This window comes from Dermatophilaceae bacterium Soc4.6, assembly GCA_039889245.1.
Taxonomy (GTDB): Bacteria; Actinomycetota; Actinomycetes; order Actinomycetales; family Dermatophilaceae; genus Lapillicoccus.
The window spans coordinates 3787313-3804346 of record JAZGVH010000002.1 but is presented as its reverse complement, the minus strand read 5'-3'; the positions used below and the strand labels follow the sequence as shown (position 1 = coordinate 3804346).

Below are 17034 nucleotides of genomic sequence, written 5' to 3'. Positions count from 1 at the left end.
AGGATGGCCCCATGACCTTCCGAGTCGACGACTACCAGGCCTCTCCCTCGCGCTACGACACCGTGCCCTACCGCCGGTGCGGCAGCAGCGGCCTCGACCTCCCGGTCGTCTCGCTGGGCCTGTGGCACAACTTCGGTGACGACGTCTCGCTCGAGCAGCAGCGGGCCACCGTGCGGAGGGCCTTCGACCTCGGGGTGACGCACTTCGACTTGGCCAACAACTACGGCCCGCCCTACGGGTCGGCCGAGCGCAACTTCGGTACCATCTACGCCCAGGACCTCGCGCGCTACCGCGACGAGCTGGTCATCAGCAGCAAGGCGGGCTACGACATGTGGCCGGGCCCCTACGGGCAGGGCGGCGGATCGCGCAAGTACCTCCTCGCCTCGCTCGACCAGTCGCTGACGCGGATGGGGCTCGACTACGTCGACATCTTCTACAGCCACCGCTTCGACGAGACCACGCCGCTCGAGGAGACCATGGGCGCGCTCGACTCGGCCGTGCGGCAGGGCAAGGCGCTGTACGTCGGCATCTCGTCCTACTCGGGCCCGCGCACCGCCGAGGCGGTCGAGATCCTGCGCGCGATGGGCACGCCGCTGCTCATCCACCAGCCGTCCTACTCGATGCTCAACCGCTGGATCGAGGAGGACCTGCTCGACGTGCTCGGGGTGACGGGCACCGGCTGCATCGCCTTCTCGCCGCTGGCGCAGGGCATGCTCACCGACAAGTACCTCAAGGGTGTCCCGGCCGGGTCGCGGGCGGCCCAGGGCAAGTCCCTGTCCCCCGAACTGCTGACCGACGAGGCCCTCAAGCACGTGCGGGCCCTCAACCGGATGGCCAAGGCCCGGGGCCAGTCGCTCGCGCAGATGGCCCTGGCCTGGGCTCTGCGCGACCACCGCGTCACCTCGGTGCTCGTCGGCGCGTCGAGTGTCGCGCAGCTCGAGGACTCCGTCGGCGCCACCGCCAACCTCGACTTCACCCCCGAGGAGCTCGACAAGATCGACCGGCACGCGGTCGACGCGGGCATCAACCTGTGGAAGACCTCCTCCTCCCACTGATCCCACTGATCCCGCTGATGCCCCTGACGGCGACCGACCACCGCCTACGACGACGTCTGCCGCAGGCGGCGTCGGCCGCTTTGAGAGGAACCCGCGTGGCCACGGCCAGTAGCGACGACGAGATCTCGGCCCTGACCGCCGCAGAGCTGGGAGCCCACTACGCCGCGGCCTCCCTGTCCCCCGTCGAGGTGCTCGAGGCCCTCGAGCGGGTCGTCGACGCCCGCGAGCCGGTCGTCAACGCCTTCTCGGTGCGCACGAGCGAGAGCGCCCGGGCCGAGGCCGTCGCCAGCGAGCGACGCTGGGCCGGCGGCGAGGCGCGTGGGCCCCTCGACGGCATCCCGGTGACCATCAAGGAGAACCTCGCCCGGGCGGGCGTGCCCATGTCGGCCGGGCACGCCGCCGCCGACCCCGTCGTGCCCCGGCACGACTCCCCCGTCGCCGCCCGGATCGCCGAAGCAGGTGGCGTCGTCCTCGGGTCGACCGTGATGCCCGACTGGGGCATGCTCTCGTCGGGCGTCTCGAGCCGGCACGGCATCACCCGCAGCCCGTGGGACCCGGCGTGGACCACCGGCGGGTCGTCATCGGGTGCGGGGGCGGCGGCAGCGGCGGGCTACGGTCCGCTGCACGTCGGCACCGACATCGGAGGGTCCATCCGCCTGCCGGGCACGTGGCTCGGTCTGGCGACCCTCAAGCCGAGCGCCGGTCGCGTGCCGCTCGACACGCCGTACCTCGGGCGCGTCGCCGGACCCCTCACCCGCACGGTCGACGACGCGGCCCTGCTGCTGTCGGTCGTCTCGCGTCCCGACCCCCGTGACTGGACGGCGCTGCCGCCCACCGTCCTGCCGCTGGACGACCTCTCGCTCGACGTCTCGGCGCTGCGGGTGGGCGTCCTGCTGAACGCTGGCTGCGGAATGGCGGTCAACCCCGAGGTCGCCTCGGCGGTGGGGATGGTCGCCGACGCGTTCGCATCGGCCGGGGCGCGGATCGAGCCCATGTCGCCGTGGATGGAGCCTCACCTGCTGCACGACCTCGACCTGTTCTGGCGGGTGCGCTCGTGGGCTGACGTGGAGGCACTGCCCGCCGACGGACGCGAGCGCCTCCTGCCCTTCGTTCGTCGGTGGGCACAGGGAGGAGCCACGGCCAGCGGCACCGACGTGATCCGCTGCTACGCCTCGATCCTGGAGATCCAGCGGCGCACCGTGCAGGCGACGGAGGCCTACGACCTCGTCCTCAGCCCCGTCGCGCCCGACGCCGCCTTTCCCGCGGAGTGGCCCATGCCCTCCGGGCACGAGGACCACGGGATGGCTCACATCGGGTTCACCGCTGCCTACAACATGTCGGGCCAGCCCGCCGCCACCGTCAACTGCGGCTTCACCGCCGACGGGCGACCGATCGGCGTGCAGGTCGGGGGCCGCCGGCTCGACGACGTCGGGGTGCTCGCCGCGGCGCGCTGGTACGAGGGTGTGCGACCAGCGGTAGCCGTGCCGCAGTGGCCGCTCGGGCTCTCCGGGCCCGGCCTCAGGCGGTGACCCTGCCGGCCATGGCGAGGGGGAACGGCCGCACGACGTGCCGGGTCACGAGGAACATGCCGAGGAGCGGCACGCCCTGAGCGCGGCATGCGGCCCGCGCCTCCTCGTGCCAGGCGCGGTCGTCGTCGGTCACGAAGGGCCCGGACTCGCGCACCACCGACACGACGATGCCGATGTCGGGGGCGAGCCCGGCGGCGATCGACGCGAGCCTCGTCATGCCCATCCCGCGATCGACCGGTGTCGCCGGATGGCCGAGCTCGAGGAAGAGCGGCTGGGCGAGACGCCCATCCTGAGTGAAGAGGACCGCGATCCCACCCCGGCGTCGGTCGGCGTCGCTGACGATCAGGTCGAGCACGTCAGCGGCGAGGGCGGGGTCGTCGAGGGAGCGCAGCTCCCAGTCGGTGGGCAGGTCGTGGAAGGTCATGCCACCAGCCTGGCCCGCTCACGAGGCCCGAATCCGGTTGTCCACAGGGCAGATCAGACCAGCACGTGCCATCTGGCAGGGGGCGTGATGTCATGGAGACCATGACGATCTCTTCTTCCGACAGCCCCGCGGGCTCAGCCGAGGACGACTACGCGCCCAGCCCCGCCGAGTGGGTCCGACAGCAGGTGGCAGCCATCGAGGCGGCCGGCGACACCAACGCCGTCGACCTCAACGGGCTGCCGGTGATGGTCCTGACGATGCGGGGGGCCAAGAGCGGCAAGATCCGCAAGGTGCCGCTGATGCGGGTGGAGCACGACGGGGTCTACCTCGCCGTCGCGAGCAAAGGCGGCGCCCCCAGCGACCCGCAGTGGTATCTCAACCTCAAGGCCGACCCGGACATCGTCGTGCAGGACGGCACGGTGAAGCACGACGTGCGCGCGCGCGAGCTCGAGGGTGCCGAGCGCGAGCAGTGGTGGGAGCGCGCGGTCGCGGCGTTCGCCCCCTACGCGGAGTACCAGCAGAAGACGTCGCGCACCATCCCGGTGCTGCTCCTCGAGCCGCGCTGACCCGCAGCTAGAGTGAGGTGGTGCGACCAGCCACCGGCCCCCGGCGCGAGCTCACGGACGGCGCCGTCGTGCTGCGAGAGCGCGATGACGAGGACCCGGCGATGGTCTCCTTCGTCGTCGTCGTGGGCAGCAACGACGACTCCCAGCCCGGTCAGGCCGCGGGCGTGGTGGGCGTCCGCACCACCGACCCCGGCGTCGGCGACCTCTCGTGGGAGCTCACCGAGCCGCACCGTGGGCGCGGCTTCGGCAGCCGGGCCGTGCGCCTGCTCGTCGACTGGGCGCTGACGCACGAAGGCCAGGGCGGGCTCGGCCTGGTGAGGGTCAGGGCCAGGGTCGGCACCGGCAACGCGCCCGCCCTGCGGGTGGCGACCCGGTCGGGGCTGATGCGCGAGGGCGTCGAACGGGTGCCCCGGGGCACGGGGGTCGACCCGGCGAGCACCGAGCAGGTGCTGCTCGGTCGCCTTGCCACCGACGTGCCGCTCAGCGACCCGACGAGCTTCCGCACCCTGCTGAACTCCTTCCTGCCGCGCAAGCGGGGCATCGCCCAGATGCTCGTGCGTGACGAGGCCGGGCGCGTGCTGATGTGCCAGCTGACCTACAAGCGCGACTGGGACCTGCCGGGTGGGGTCGTCGAGGTGGGCGAGTCACCCCGGCTGGCGGTCTCTCGTGAGCTCGAGGAGGAGCTCGGCCTGACGATCGAGGCCGGCGACCTCCTGCTCACCGACTGGCTGCCCCCGTGGGGCGGCTGGGACGACGCCCTGTGCCTCGTCTTCGACGGCGGGGTTCAGCCGGGCGACGTGGTGACACGGATCGTCAAGCAGGAGCGCGAGATCCGCGACGCGCAGTTCCTCGACCCGCAGCAGGTGCGCGAGCGCGCCACCGACTTCACCGCCCGCCGCGTGGCGGCCGCCCTCGAGGGTGGCCGCGGCTACACCGAGTCCGGTCACTGACCCCTCCCCGTCGACTCGACGCTGCGTCGAGTCGACGAGGGTCAGGGGGGGTCAGGGGGGTCAGGCAGGGGGTGGGGTGGAGCTGGGCGCGAGGAGCAGGTAGGCCTGAGCCGCGAGGATGACGGCCACCGCCACCCACGACCCGGTCGGGAGGCGCACGCCGTACCTCACGTGGTCGACGACGAGCAGGGCCACCTGCAGCGCGACGATCCAGCCGAGGGTGACCAGCGCGAGCTCGGCGTACTGCAGGGCCGACGCGTAGACCCAAAAGAGGGTGAGGAACGCGACGACTCCAGTCAGGAGCGGCCTGGTGTCACCGCTGCGCGACCACTCCTTGGCGGCGACGGCGCCCACGAGGTCGAGCAGGGCGAGCGCAACCATCGCGCTGGCACCGATGACCCACGGTGGCCACGACTCCGGGGCCCTGAGCAGGGGGATGGTGGGCGCGCTGGTGGCGCTGGCGAGACGGTTGACGACGTTCACGGGGCACCTCTGGCTCGGGGTCACCCGACAGGAGGCCTCGGCCCACGCGCCTGATACCTCAGGGCCCGCCGACGTCGGCCTGACGCGCGATGGTCGCCGCGGCGCGCCGGACCGCGGCTCCGGTCGCGAGGGTCGCGTCGTCGGGCAGGATCCCGTCGAGGAAGGCGAAGCGGCGACGGACGGCCGCGGCATACGACGTCGTCGCGGGCTCGTCCCGGATGCCGTGCCACCAGTCGGCGATGTCGCCCCAGCCGGGTGCCGCGAGCGAACCACCGAACTGCTGCACGGCGAGCGACGAGCACAGGGTCGCGAAGGCCAGCCGTTCGGTCAGGGCCCAGCCGCTCAGGGTGCCGAGCACGAGCGATGCGGCGAACACGTCACCGGCGCCGGTGGGGTCGAGGGCCGGCACCCGCAGCGCCGGCACCGACGCCTCCTCCCCCGTGGTGCCGTCGATCGCGATGGCTCCACCGGGGCCGAGGGTGACCACAGCGAGCGGCACGCGGTCGGCGAGGTCGTAGAGCGCGTCGTGCGGCGTGTCGGCCCGGGTGTAGGCCATCGCCTCGACGGCGTTGGGCAGGAAGGCGTGGCAGTGGGCGAGCCGGTCGAGCACTCGGGGCGACCAGGACCCCGTGGCGTCCCAGCCGATGTCCCCGAAGACGAGCGCACCGTCGTCCGCGGCCATCTCGACCCACGAGGGGCCGTCGTCGTCGGACCCGTCGCCGAAGGCCTCGGCGAGGTCGACGAGCACGCTGCGGGTCAGGGGCGGGCGGCCGATCAGCTGGGTGGACGACATCGGGGGTGCGTGACCGTGGGTGACCATCCCGCGGTCGCGGTCGATGCTCATCGAGACCGTCACCGGCGAGTGCCAGTCGGCGATCCGCTGCGAGCGGGAGAGGTCGACCCCCTCCTGCTCCGAGAGGGTCCGCCAGCAGAAGTCGGCGTAGTCGTCGTCACCGAAGGTGGCCGCCAGGGACGTGCGCAACCCGAGCCGGCTGGAAGCGATCGCGAGGTTGGCGATGCCTCCCGGGCAGGAGCCCATCCCGTCGGCCCACACCTCGGTCCCCCCCACGGGCAGTGCGGCGAGCCCGGTGAAGATGATGTCGAGGAAGACCGTGCCCGCGAGGAGCACGTCGAACCTCGGCCCGTCGCCGGTGCGGTGCGATGCCAAGGGGTCGTATCCGCTCACCCACCCATCCTCTCGTGCCGCGGCCCGTCGCGGGGGTCACGCGTACCGCGAGCGAGGTCAGCTCCGGCGCGTCCGCCGCAACCAGAGCAGGCCGAGGACGGGGAGCACGAGCGGCACGTAGCCGTAGCCCGAGCCGAAGTGCGACCACACGGTCTTGTCGGGGAAGTCCGCGGGCGCGAGGTAGGACAGCAGGCCGACCAGCAGGACCCCGACCAGCTCGACCGAGATCGCCGCCTTGGCCACCCGCAGGGAGGTGCGGTCGTCGCGCGCGAGCGCGACCGTGGCCACGAGGTAGATGACGGCAGCGAGCGCCGAGAGCAGGTAGGCCACCGGGGCCTTGGAGAACTCCGAGATCAGCTGGTACGACGCCCTGCCCGTGGCCGCGAGCGCAAAGAGTGCGTAGAGGGCGACAAGGACGATGCCGAAGCCGCGACCCGCGGGTCGGGCGTCTCCGGCTCCGGCTCCGGCTCCGGAGGCAGCGGGGTGGGGAGCGGGGTTCGGGTCAACCATGGAGGGTCCACATCTGGGTCAGCCGGGCCAGGAAGACTGCGATCACGACGGCCGAGCCGGCGACGACGCCCATGGCCCATCGGGTCTTGTCCTTGAGCGCCAGGAGGGTCACGAAGGGGGGCACGAGCGGGAGGGTGCCCAGGTAGGCGTAGAACACGGGCGCCTCGAAGTCGCGCGTGGTGTTCAGGCCCTGCACGATCCCGACGACGACCTGGGCCACCAGGAGCACCTCGAGGGCTGCGGCCGCCAGCAGGAGACGGTCGTCGACCACGGTGTCCCGCAGCACGTGGACGAGAGCGATGACGCCGTAGAGGACGGCCACGACGAGCACCGCGACGGTGAGCCAGGACAACACCCCCTCAGGGTAGTCAGCCGCTCTCCCGACCGCTGAGCCGGCTGCCTCCCGCCAGGCGTCGGGCCAACCCGCTCGCCCGTTGGGCCGGGCGCTCGACCGCCGCTCGCACCTCCTCCGGGGTGCCGACCACCGTCACCCGTGACTGGGCCCTCGTCACCGCGGTGTAGAGCAGCTCGCGGGTGAGCAGCGGTGAGTCGGCAGGCGGCAGGATCACCGTCACCGCGTCGAACTGGCTGCCCTGGCTGCGGTGCACCGTCATGGCATACGCGGTCTCGACCTCGGCCAGACGGCTCACCGCCATCGCCCGCCCCTGCGGGGTGCCGTCAGCCACGCGAGCGACGAGGAGACCGTCCTCGCCGCGGACGACGACGCCGGTGTCGCCGTTGAACAGGCCCAGGCCGTAGTCGTTGGCCGTCACGAGGAACGGCTCGCCGGCCGTGCGCTCGGCTCCGAGCGGGCCGGCGAGGCCTTCCTCACGCAGCCAGCGCTCGACCCGGCGGTTCCAGTGCGCGACGCCGTACTCACCCACCCGGTGCGCTGTGAGGAGTCGGTGCCGTTCCAGGGCCACGAGGGCTGCGACCGGGTCGCCGGCCCGCCCCGCGCGGGCGAGCTGTCGCGCGCCGGCGAGCACCTCGGCGTCGGCGGCTCCGGGCTCGACCAGACGGGCCGCGGGTGACGCCGCGAGGGCCTCGAGGGTCGCTTCGACATCACCGTGCCGGATGGCCTGCGCGAGGTCGCCGATGGCGTCGCCGTAGCGGTGGGATCGCCCGAGCCGAGCCACGGTCGGCTCGCCCCCGAGGCTCGTCAGGGCATCGAGCCCCTCGACGAGATCGTGCAGCACGGCCCCAGCGTCGACCGAGGCGAGCTGGTCGGCGTCGCCGACCAGAACCAGACGGGCCTGTGGCCGCAGCGCCTCGAGCAGGCGAGCCATCAGGGTGAGCGAGACCATCGACGTCTCGTCGACGACCACCACGTCGTGCGGAAGCGGGTTGCCCCCGTGGTGTCTGAAGCGGGTGTGCGAGCCGGGCCGCCACCCGAGGAGCCGGTGGAGGGTCGTGGCGGAGAGCCCGTCGAGGACGGCTCGGTGGGTGGCCGGGAAGTCGGGGCGGGCGACGGCGTCGCGCAACGCCTGTGTCATCCGGGCGGCCGCCTTGCCCGTAGGAGCGGCGAGGGCCACCCGCGGGGCCCGCCCGGGCCGGGTGGCACCGAGAGGTCCGTCGACGGGTCCGACAGGGGACCCGGCGGGGGGCCCGTCGAGGTCGAGCAGGGTGCCGAGCAGCCGCGCGACCGTCGTCGTCTTGCCGGTGCCGGGGCCGCCGGTGATGACGGTGGTGCCGTGGCGGGCGGCGAGCTCGGCGGCAGCCCGCTGCTCGCGGTAGTCGGGGGCCCCGGGCTGAGCCGGGTCGGTCGCCATCGGCGAGCCGGACGGCTCGTGCGGCGACACGGCCACGGGGAAGTGCGCGTCGAGCGCCGCGCCGAGCCGAGCGGCGTCGACCGTCGGGGACGGGAGGGCACGGCGACGGCTCAGGTCGTCGTCGACCTGCACCTCCTCGCGCCAGTAGCGCTCGAGATAGACGAGGCCCGCGTCCACCCGGACCGCCCCGGCGGCCACGACGACACTGGAGGCGACGAGGTCGGTCCAGCCCTCACGGTCGGGCCAGACGGGCCCGCCACCCCTGGAGGACGACGTCGATCCCGGGCGCGTCGTGTCGGTCCCCGAGTCCGCGTCCGGCGCCTGATCGGCGACCGGGAGGTCGACCGAGCCCAGGTCGACGCAGACCGAGCCCTGGCGGACGGCACGCACCGCGAGGGCGACGGCGAGCAGCACCGCCTCCAGGCGCTCACCGGTCACCTCGCCGAGTCGGGCCGCGACGTGGACGTCGGACGCCTCGAGCACACCGGCCTCGTTCGCGGCGCGCAGCAGACCGGTGGCGCGACGCGCGAGTCGACGGTCGAAGGGGTCGCCGGCGGTCGCCGGCCCGGACGCGGGGGCGCTCACGACAGCTCTCCGTCCGGGCCCGGCGCGACCCCGTCGAGCAGGTCGGACAGCCCCTCGACCAGCGCGACGGGAGGACGCCACGAGAACACCCCGCAGGGGTGTCCGTCGACCAGGGGGGTCTGCGGACCGCACATGCCCCGCACGTAGAGGTAGAGCACGCCACCGAGGTGGTGGGCCGGGTCGTAGCCGCGGACCCGCCACCGCAGGAAGCGGTGCAGGACCACGGCGTAGAGCAGCGCCTGCAGGGGGTAGCTCGAGTGGCCCATCGCCGTCGCCAGCCGATCGGGCGCATAGTCCTGCGCATCGAGGCGGGGCGCGTCCCGGCCGACCTCGTCGAGGTCGCCCAGCCAGTTGGTCTTGTAGTCGGCCACGAGGTATCGCCCACCGACCCGCAGCACGAGGTCGAGCGAGCCGTTGAGGTAGCCGCGCAGGTCGAGCCCGTAGGCCGCGTCGTCGACGACGTCGGCGTAGGGCGCGAGCGGGTCGTCGGCGGCGAGGTGCCGGCGCATCAGCGGGGCGAGGTCCCGCAGCGTCACCGGCTGCGCCGTATGCGCGGCGTCGCGGTCGTCACCACCCGAGAGCGGGAGCTCGAAGTCGAGCTCGCACAGCCGGTCGCCCCTGCTCACCTGACGCAGCGTCGTGGCCGCCAGCGGCCCCAGCGGGGTGTCGTTGACGGCGACGAGGGCGTCGACGAGGACCGCCGGGTCGAGGGTCACGGGCCATCGCACCAGCTGCTCGCGCACGTGGTGGGCCAGCTCGGCCCGCCAGTCACCGCCGTGCTCGGTGGCTGCGGGATCCGCGTGCTCGAGCACGGCGTGGACGAGCGAGCCGAAGGTCGCCCCGACGGGTAGGTCGGCCATCGGCGAGCGCATCGTCTCCTCGTGCTCGACCGGTCTGGTCACGATCTCGGGCTCGTCGTCGCGCGGGACGCTCTCGGGCTCGCTGGTCGGGCCGAGCGGGTCCGGCACACCGGCCGACTCGGCCGCCGTGGTGAGCCCGGTGTAGGACGTGCGGGTCCACCCGTGGTCGATGTCGCGCTGGAGGGTGCGCACACCGAGCGTCGCGCCGCCTGCCCCTGCCGGTGGGGACGGGGCCACCCCGGGCCTCGCAGGCTCGACGACCGGCCCGCCCAGCGACTGCCACTCGCGAGCCCGCAGGACGACGGTGCGGTCGTCGGGGACGGCTGCCTGGTCAGGCACCTGCGCCTCCCCCGGTCCTCGGCCGAAGAGCACCCGGTGCAGCGGCGAGGCCGTGGTGTTGCGGGCGCTCGGGAACCACCAGGCGACGACCTGCGACTGGGCCCGTGTCAGGCCGACGTAGAGGACCCGCAGCTCCTCGGCGAGCTCTTCGCGGCGCACCCGCTCCACGACGTCGAGCGTCGGGTCGCCGCCGACGTCGAGGCAGCGGATGCCGTCGTCGTCGTGGTAGCGCAGGGTGCGGGGGGTGCCCCCGGCATAGAGGTCGCTCTGGCCCGGCAGGTAGACCACGGGGAACTGCAGGCCCTTGCTCACGTGGATGGTCATCACCTGCACGGCCGAGGCGTCGGAGTCGAGGCGCCGGGCCCGCTCGGAGGCGACGGCGACGTGCTCGTCGGACATCTGCTGGCGCAGCCAGCCGATGAGGCCCGGCAGACCCAGACCATCGCGTCGAACGGCCGTGTGGAGCGCTTCGCCCGCGTGCCGCAGGTCGGTCATCAGCCGCTCGCCCCCGGGGTGGGCCAGCACGCGGGAGGCCAGGCCGCCACGGGCCGAGGCCACCTCGAGGACCGCGGCCACACCCCGAGCCCGCAGGAGCACGGCCCAGTCACGCACGGTGTCGGCGACCCGGTCGGTGAGCTGCTCCCCCTCGGCGTCGAGGTCGTCGACCGTGTGGCCGAGGAACGGCGTCAGCGCGGCGGCGCGGACCCGGTTGCTGCGGTGTGGCTGCTCCATCGCCTCGAGCAGGGTGAGCCAGGCCGCCGCCGCCTCGGCGGGGCGACCGGTGGCGTCGGGACGGAAGACCGACCCGGCACCGGTGTAGACGCACCGCACCCCGACCGACTCGAGGGCCGCCTGCACGACCCGGCACTGGGCGGCGGTGCGGCAGAGGATCGCGACATCGCGCGGCAGCAGCGCCCGGTCGTCGAAGGTCGCGCCCGCGGCCAGGAGGGTCGCGACGTCGGCCGCGAGGTCCTTGGCGACCTCCTCGCGCAGCTCGGCCACCGATGCCGTCTTGCCGGGGTCGAGACCCATGGAGTAGCGGTCGAGGATCCGCAGACGGAAGGGAGCGGCGGACGGGGCCCCCCGCAGACGGCTCTCGCCGTGGGCGGCGGAGACCTCGCGGACCACGATCCGCCCGTCGCCGAGCGCGGCACCCCTGAGCACGGTCTGTAGGCCGGAGAGGAGGGCCGCGTCGCTGCGCTGGTTGGTGCCGAGCGTGCGCGACTGCGAGGCCGTGTCGGCGGCCGCGAGGTAGGTGACGATGTCGCCACCGCGGAAGGCGTAGACCGCCTGCTTCGGGTCACCGATCAGCACCATCGTCGCGTGGCCGCTGAAGGCCCGGTCGAGCACCTGCCACTGCACCGGGTCGGTGTCCTGGAACTCGTCGACGAGCACCACGTGCCATCGCTCGCGCATCCGCTGCCGGGCCGGGGCCTGCTCGTCGGCGAGCGCGTCGGCAAGCTGGCTGAGCAGGTCGTCGTAGCCGAGCACCCCGAGCCGTCGCTTGCGGCGGTCGATCTCGGCGCGCACCCGCCGGGCGAACGCGACGCGCGCTCCGACGGGGGTCGCCGGGTCGGCCTGCGCGGGCTCGAGCCGGGCCTGCGGGTCGCTGACGACCTCACGGGCGAGGGTGAGCGCCTCCCCCCTCGTGAGCGACCGGGCCCCCGCCGGTTCACCCGCAGCACGACCGGGACCCGCCGTGTGGTCGGCGAGGACGAGGTCGTCGACCACCTCCACGAGCAGGTCGTCGAGATCGTCGACCAGGCGGGCATGCGCATCGGTGTCGCCGGCGATGCCGAGCCCGTCGAGCACCTGGTGGCAGAACTGGTGGGTCGTGGCGATCGTGGCGGAGTCGACGTCGGCCAGCGCGGTGCGCAGACGGCGCAGCCGCAGGTCGAGCTGCTCGTCGTCACCCTCGAGCAGGACAGGCAGCAGCGGCCGTATGCCGCGGGGCAGGGCCTCGGGCAACAGCGCTCGCCGGTCGGGCGCGGACAGCACCCGCGAGGCCTCGACGAGCTGCTCGCGCACCCGCTGGCGCAGCTCCTGGCTGGCCGCCCGACCGAAGGTGACGACGAGCATCTGCCCGAGCAGGCAGTGCCCGTCGGCGACGTAGCGGGTGACGAGCGAGGCGATCGTCCACGTCTTGCCGGTGCCGGCACTGGCCTCGAGCAGCGTCGTGCCCGTGGTGGGCAGGCCGTCGGTGATGTCGAAGGTCGGCAGGTCGAGCGGAGGGTGGGCCGTCACAGCAACCACGTCCGCTCGTGCCGCAGCAGGGGCTCCCACAGGCGGACGGCGAGACGTCCGAGTCGTGAGGGCTGGTCGTTCCATCGCTCGTCGAGACCGGCGGCCCCGGCCCCGGCGTTCTTGACGTCGTCGAAGGGCAAGCGTGACCCGTGCACGAGCACGTGCGCCGCGTCGTCCTGCTCGCCCGGCACCATCGCGTCAGCCGCGGTCTCCCACTCTCGCCTGGCGCCGTACTCCGCGGGACGCCGTCTGACGGCGGCCTCGGCCCAGGCCGCGGAGGTCTTGACGGCCATCGGCAGCGGCTCTCGCATCGCGCGGTCACGCAGGTCGACCAGCTCGACCAGCACGTCGAGGGCGTCCTGCGGCGCGCGCAGCTCGCTGGCCTGGGGGCGTTGGTCCCGCCCTCCGCGCCACCCGACGGTGGCGACGGTCCACGGCTGCTCGGGATGGGTGACCGCGACGGCCAGCAGGTCGAGCCAGGAGGCCAGTCGGTGCTTCGCGGCCAGCGCCGAGTAGTGGACCCGCACGAGGCGGTGGCCACGGGCACCGGCGACGACACCGGTGAGCCGTCGCCCGTCGGGCAGGGTCACGTCGATGTCGAGGCTGCGCGATGGGGTGAGCCGGATGTCGGCGGTGCCCTGCGCCAGTGCGGCCGACCGGCCCGCGACCTCCATGAAGAGAGCCTCGGACAGGTCGCCCGGGGGGAGCTGACCCCGTCGCTGCTCGGCGTCGAAGACCGAGCCGGGGTCGGCCCCGTCGAGCAGCCGCTTCAGCAGACGGTCGCCCACCGCCCACTTCTGCAGGCTGTCGAGCTCGAGGGGGATCGCGTCCGAGGGCTCGTGGTCCTCGCGGGGAACAGCGATGTCGAGGCGCTGGCGCAGGAACGCCCTGGCCGGGTGGGCGAGCACGTCCTGCAGGTCGGAGAGGGTGACGTCCTGCTCGAGCAGTGGGGGCAGCCGGTGGTCGAGCAGGCCCCTGCGCGCTCGACGCTCGCCCGAGGGCGTGCCGGCCTGCTGGGCGGCGAGGACGGCGCTGACCTCGGCGCCGGCGAGCGCGGCCCGGTCGAAGGTGAAGGGTGCGGAGCCGACGAGGCCGCCGGGGGTCAGGGCGCGGGGGTCGTAGGGCTGCAGGGGATGGTGCACGACGACCCTCTGCTGCACGGCCACGCCGTCCGGCGTGGTCGCGGTCGTGTCGAGGGCGTCGAGCAGCTCACCGAGCGGCACGGCGGGCGGCCGCGGTTGGCCGCTGACCTCATCGGCTCCGGAGTAGGTGACGACGAGCGCCTCGGTGGCGGCGAGGACGGCGTCGAGCATGAGCTGCCGGTCCTCGCTGCGGGCGTCGCGCTCACCGGTCAACGGTGAGCGGGCCAGCACGTCGTCGCCGTCCGTGCCCGTCGCGCGGGGGAAGAACCCGTCGTCGAGACCGACGAGGGCGACGACGCGATGCGGCACCGAACGCATCGGCACCATGGTGCAGACCGTGAGGGACCCCGTGCGGAAGCTCGCCCGGGTGGGGCGGGCGCCGGTCCGGTCGTCGAGCAGGGCCCGGAGGTCGCTGAGGGCCAGCTGCGGCTCGTCGGCCCCCGGCCCACCGGTGCCGGCGTCGAGCACCGCGCTCAGCTCGCGCTCGAACTGCGCGACCTGCCAGGCATCCTGAGGTGCGGCGGAGCCCAGGCCGAGGACCCCCTCGCGCAGGACCTCGAGCCACTCGCCGAGACCCGTGGACGCGCGCAGCTGCTCGACGGCGGCCTCGACGCGGTCCACCAGCTCGGCGGCCCGGCCGACCAGCTCGACCTGGGCGCTCGAGACGTCGTCGAGTGGCAGCACCCCCGCGACGAGGGAGCCGCTCTCGGCGACCGCGACACCGGTGAGCAGCCGGTCGGTGCCCGCGCGCCAGGTGTTGTCGCCGACGGTGGACAGCCCGTAGTCGCTGCGCAGCGCGGCGGTGAGCCCCCACCGCACCCCCGAGTCAGCGGCCCACGAGGCCAGCGTGTCGAGGTCGTCGTCACCGAGGGCCCACCGATGGCGCACCGGGGCGCTCCCGGCGAGGGCGAGGACCCCGCTGAGGGTGGCTCGCCCGGCCGCGAGGTCGAGCACGGCCGCCGCGAGGGCGAGGAAGGGATTGGTCAGCGCCGTGCCCCGGTCGGCGAGCCTCAGCCGCAGCCGGTGGGCCGGGTGACCCCCTTCGCCGGGCTCGAGCACCCCTGCGAGACCGAAGGCGGCGTGGAAGAGCGGGGCGTAGGTGTCGATGTCGGGGCACATGACGACGATGTCTCGCGGCTCGAGCGTCGGGTCGTCGGCGAGCAGGCCGACGAGCACGTCGCGCAGCACCTCGACCTGGCGCGCCGTGCCATGGGCGGCGTGCACCTGGACCGACCGGTCGCCAGCGACGACGACCCGGTCCGACCGGGTCGTGGACGAGGGCTCGCGGTCGTGCCGCAGGTCGTCCTGGAGCCATCCGAGGAGGGTGTCCGGCGACGACGACGGCTCGAGCACGGTCGTCGAGACCCCTCCCCCGCCGACCCCGCCTCCCCCCTCGACGACGGAGAGCGAGCGCCGCAGCTCTCGGGTGTCGCGCCCGAGCGACGAAAGCAACGGGTGCGACACCAGCACCGCCGACTCGTCGGCGGTGCGCGCGACGGCGCCCGACGCCACGTGCGGCCCGAGCCGCTCCCAGAGGGCCGGCGAGGGTGTCGGCAGCCAGAGGTGGACCTCGCGCACCTCACCGACGGCGCGCAGCAGCTCGACCTCGCTGACCGGCAGCCGCGTGTGGCCGAAGAGCGAGAGCCGGTGCGGCAGGTCGAGCGGGCTCCCCCCGACGATCGCGGCGATCGTGCGCACGTGGCGCTCGTGCGGGGCAGGTGCCTCGACCCGGGCCTGCACCGCCCGCCAGAGCGGGGCCTGCCAGCGCAGGTCGTCGGGCAGGTGGGCGCCGGCGCCGTCGTCGTCGCGTCCCTCGCTCCACCCCTGCAGCAGCGTCGGCCGCTGCACGGCGTAGGCGGCGAGGAGGCCGGCCAGCCGACGGGCCACGGACCAGCGACGGCCACGGCGCAGGTCGCGCTCCTGACCCTGCCGTCCCTCACCGAGGTGCGAGGCCAGGGCCCGGCACCACGGCTCACCGAGAGAGGCGTCGATCGCGGCGAGCACCGGCCACACGAGCCGCTCGGGGTCCCACGGGTCGGAGCGCTCGGTCCCGGTCAGAGTTGCCACCAGGGAGCGTGGGCTGCGGAAGTCGACGCCCGCGCAGACCCCGTCGGTGCCGCGCGCGCCCGCGCCGAGCCGGTGCGACAACCGCTGGCTCAGCCAGCGCTCGACCCCCTTGGCCGGGACGACGACGAGCTCGCTCGCAAAGGGGTCGTCACCGACGTCGGCGAGCAGGTCGCCGAGCTGGTCGGCCAGCCGGTCGGTCCGGTCACCGATGTGCACGTGCAGCGGCACGACTCCCCCCTCTCCTCAACGCTCCTGGACTTGTCGATCCGGGCCGGGTCCGCCTCCCGCGCCCGTGCCGCCCAACCTATCGAGCCCCACCGACACGCCCCGGGTCGCGCGCCGGCTCAGCCCCCGAACACCGGCTGCTCCTTGGCCAGGAAGGCCCGCACCCCCTCGCGGAAGTCGGCGCTGCCGTAGACCGCGGAGAGCCGCGAGTCGTCGGCTTCCTGGTCGTATCCCACGGCTCCGGCGCGCAGCTGCTCCTTGGTGGCGGCGATGGTCAGGGGTGCCGCCCTGCGCACCCCGTCGATGACGCTCCAGACCTCGGCGTCGAGGTCCTCCGGGGAGACGACGGCGAGCAGGGCACCGACGGCGTACGCGCGGTCGGCTCCGACGAGGCGGGAGGCGAGGATCATCTCGCGGGTCACGGGGTCGCCGAAGACCTCGGCGCACCGCAGCACGAAGGGCGCCGAGAGGGCGTTGCCGAGGGTGCGGGCGATCGGGTAGCCGAAGCGGCTCGAGGGCGTCGCCACCCGCAGGTCGCACATGGTGGCAACCGCCAGACCTCCGCCCACGCAGATGCCGTCGACGGCGGCGATCGTCAGCTGGGGCAGGGCATACCAGCGATCGAGCACCCGCCGGACCCCGGCCTCGTAGGCCACTCCCTCGGACCCCTGTGTGAAGCCGGCGAAGGAGGAGATGTCGTTGCCGGCCGCGAAGGCCCGGCCGCCGACCCCTCTCACTACCACCACGCGCACCGAGGGGTCGGCGGCGACCTCGGCGCACAGCTCGAGCAGACCGCCATACATCTCCTCGGTGAAGGAGTTGTGCTTGTCGGGACGGTTGAAGGCCACCTCGACGGCGCCCGGAGCCTGGCGCAGCAGGAGCTGGCCGGACGCGATCGGTGTGGGCTCGCCCCACTCGGGCACGGCGGTCGGGGCTGCGGTCACCGCCCGAGCCTAGAAGGCCCCCTCCCCACCCGTGACGGCACGGGCGCCCGTCAGCCGTTCGGCAGGTGGTGGAGTCCCTTCGCCCCACTGACGACGGACCGATTAATCCGTAAAATCCTATTTATGAGCCCGGCGTGGGGGCACGCCGGGCGACCG

Annotated in this window: 13 protein-coding genes; 4 read left to right on the top strand and 9 right to left on the bottom strand. The window is 73.9% G+C overall.

The genetic code is table 11. The features are described 5' to 3' along the window. Positions 1 to 11: 11 nt before the first annotated feature. Positions 12 to 1055 carry an L-glyceraldehyde 3-phosphate reductase gene (mgrA, locus tag V3N99_17855; GenBank protein ID MEO3938600.1) on the top strand — a complete coding sequence of 348 codons (1044 nt, stop codon included), beginning with the start codon at positions 12 to 14 and terminating at the stop codon, positions 1053 to 1055. Positions 1056 to 1150: 95 nt separating this feature from the next. Then, positions 1151 to 2584, top strand: coding sequence for an amidase (locus tag V3N99_17850; protein ID MEO3938599.1), 1434 nt, complete (start codon positions 1151 to 1153; stop codon positions 2582 to 2584). Here V3N99_17850 and V3N99_17845 read toward each other — a convergent pair. Next, a complete protein-coding gene (locus V3N99_17845; GenBank protein MEO3938598.1) occupies positions 2574 to 3008 on the bottom strand; it encodes a hypothetical protein in 435 nt (144 codons plus the stop codon). The two genes, V3N99_17850 and V3N99_17845, sit on opposite strands and share 11 nt — an antisense overlap. A gap of 92 nt (positions 3009 to 3100) precedes the next feature. On the opposite strand from V3N99_17845, the gene V3N99_17840 reads away from it, so the two are divergent. Beyond that, positions 3101 to 3574 (top strand): nitroreductase family deazaflavin-dependent oxidoreductase, encoded by a 474-nt coding sequence (locus V3N99_17840; GenBank protein ID MEO3938597.1) that lies wholly within the window; start codon positions 3101 to 3103, stop codon positions 3572 to 3574. A gap of 20 nt (positions 3575 to 3594) precedes the next feature. Then, positions 3595 to 4524 carry an NUDIX hydrolase gene (locus tag V3N99_17835; protein ID MEO3938596.1) on the top strand — a complete coding sequence of 310 codons (930 nt, stop codon included), beginning with the start codon at positions 3595 to 3597 and terminating at the stop codon, positions 4522 to 4524. 60 nt (positions 4525 to 4584) lie between these two features. On the opposite strand, the gene V3N99_17830 is transcribed toward V3N99_17835, so the two are convergent. From V3N99_17830 to V3N99_17795, 8 genes are all read right to left on the bottom strand, one after another. Next, on the bottom strand, positions 4585 to 5007 hold the full coding sequence (locus V3N99_17830) for a hypothetical protein (protein ID MEO3938595.1): 423 nt from the start codon (positions 5005 to 5007) through the stop codon (positions 4585 to 4587). Between the two features lie 58 nt (positions 5008 to 5065). Continuing rightward, positions 5066 to 6193 (bottom strand): PfkB family carbohydrate kinase, encoded by a 1128-nt coding sequence (locus V3N99_17825; protein ID MEO3938594.1) that lies wholly within the window; start codon positions 6191 to 6193, stop codon positions 5066 to 5068. Between the two features lie 57 nt (positions 6194 to 6250). Continuing rightward, positions 6251 to 6703 (bottom strand): hypothetical protein, encoded by a 453-nt coding sequence (locus V3N99_17820; protein MEO3938593.1) that lies wholly within the window; start codon positions 6701 to 6703, stop codon positions 6251 to 6253. Beyond that, the gene (locus V3N99_17815; GenBank protein MEO3938592.1) at positions 6696 to 7058 is read right to left on the bottom strand and encodes a hypothetical protein; all 363 of its coding nucleotides are present in this window, start codon (positions 7056 to 7058) and stop codon (positions 6696 to 6698) included. Before V3N99_17815 ends, V3N99_17820 begins: the two co-directional genes overlap by 8 nt. A 13-nt stretch (positions 7059 to 7071) precedes the next feature. Beyond that, positions 7072 to 9057, bottom strand: a complete 1986-nt coding sequence (recD, locus tag V3N99_17810) for an exodeoxyribonuclease V subunit alpha (GenBank protein MEO3938591.1) — start codon at positions 9055 to 9057, stop codon at positions 7072 to 7074. After that, on the bottom strand, positions 9054 to 12509 hold the full coding sequence (locus V3N99_17805; protein ID MEO3938590.1) for a UvrD-helicase domain-containing protein: 3456 nt from the start codon (positions 12507 to 12509) through the stop codon (positions 9054 to 9056). Before V3N99_17805 ends, recD begins: the two co-directional genes overlap by 4 nt. Further along, positions 12497 to 15937 carry an exodeoxyribonuclease V subunit gamma gene (recC, locus tag V3N99_17800; protein ID MEO3938589.1) on the bottom strand — a complete coding sequence of 1147 codons (3441 nt, stop codon included), beginning with the start codon at positions 15935 to 15937 and terminating at the stop codon, positions 12497 to 12499. Before recC ends, V3N99_17805 begins: the two co-directional genes overlap by 13 nt. A gap of 116 nt (positions 15938 to 16053) precedes the next feature. Next, a complete protein-coding gene (locus tag V3N99_17795; GenBank protein ID MEO3938588.1) occupies positions 16054 to 16878 on the bottom strand; it encodes an enoyl-CoA hydratase-related protein in 825 nt (274 codons plus the stop codon). Between the last annotated feature and the right edge of the window lie 156 nt (positions 16879 to 17034).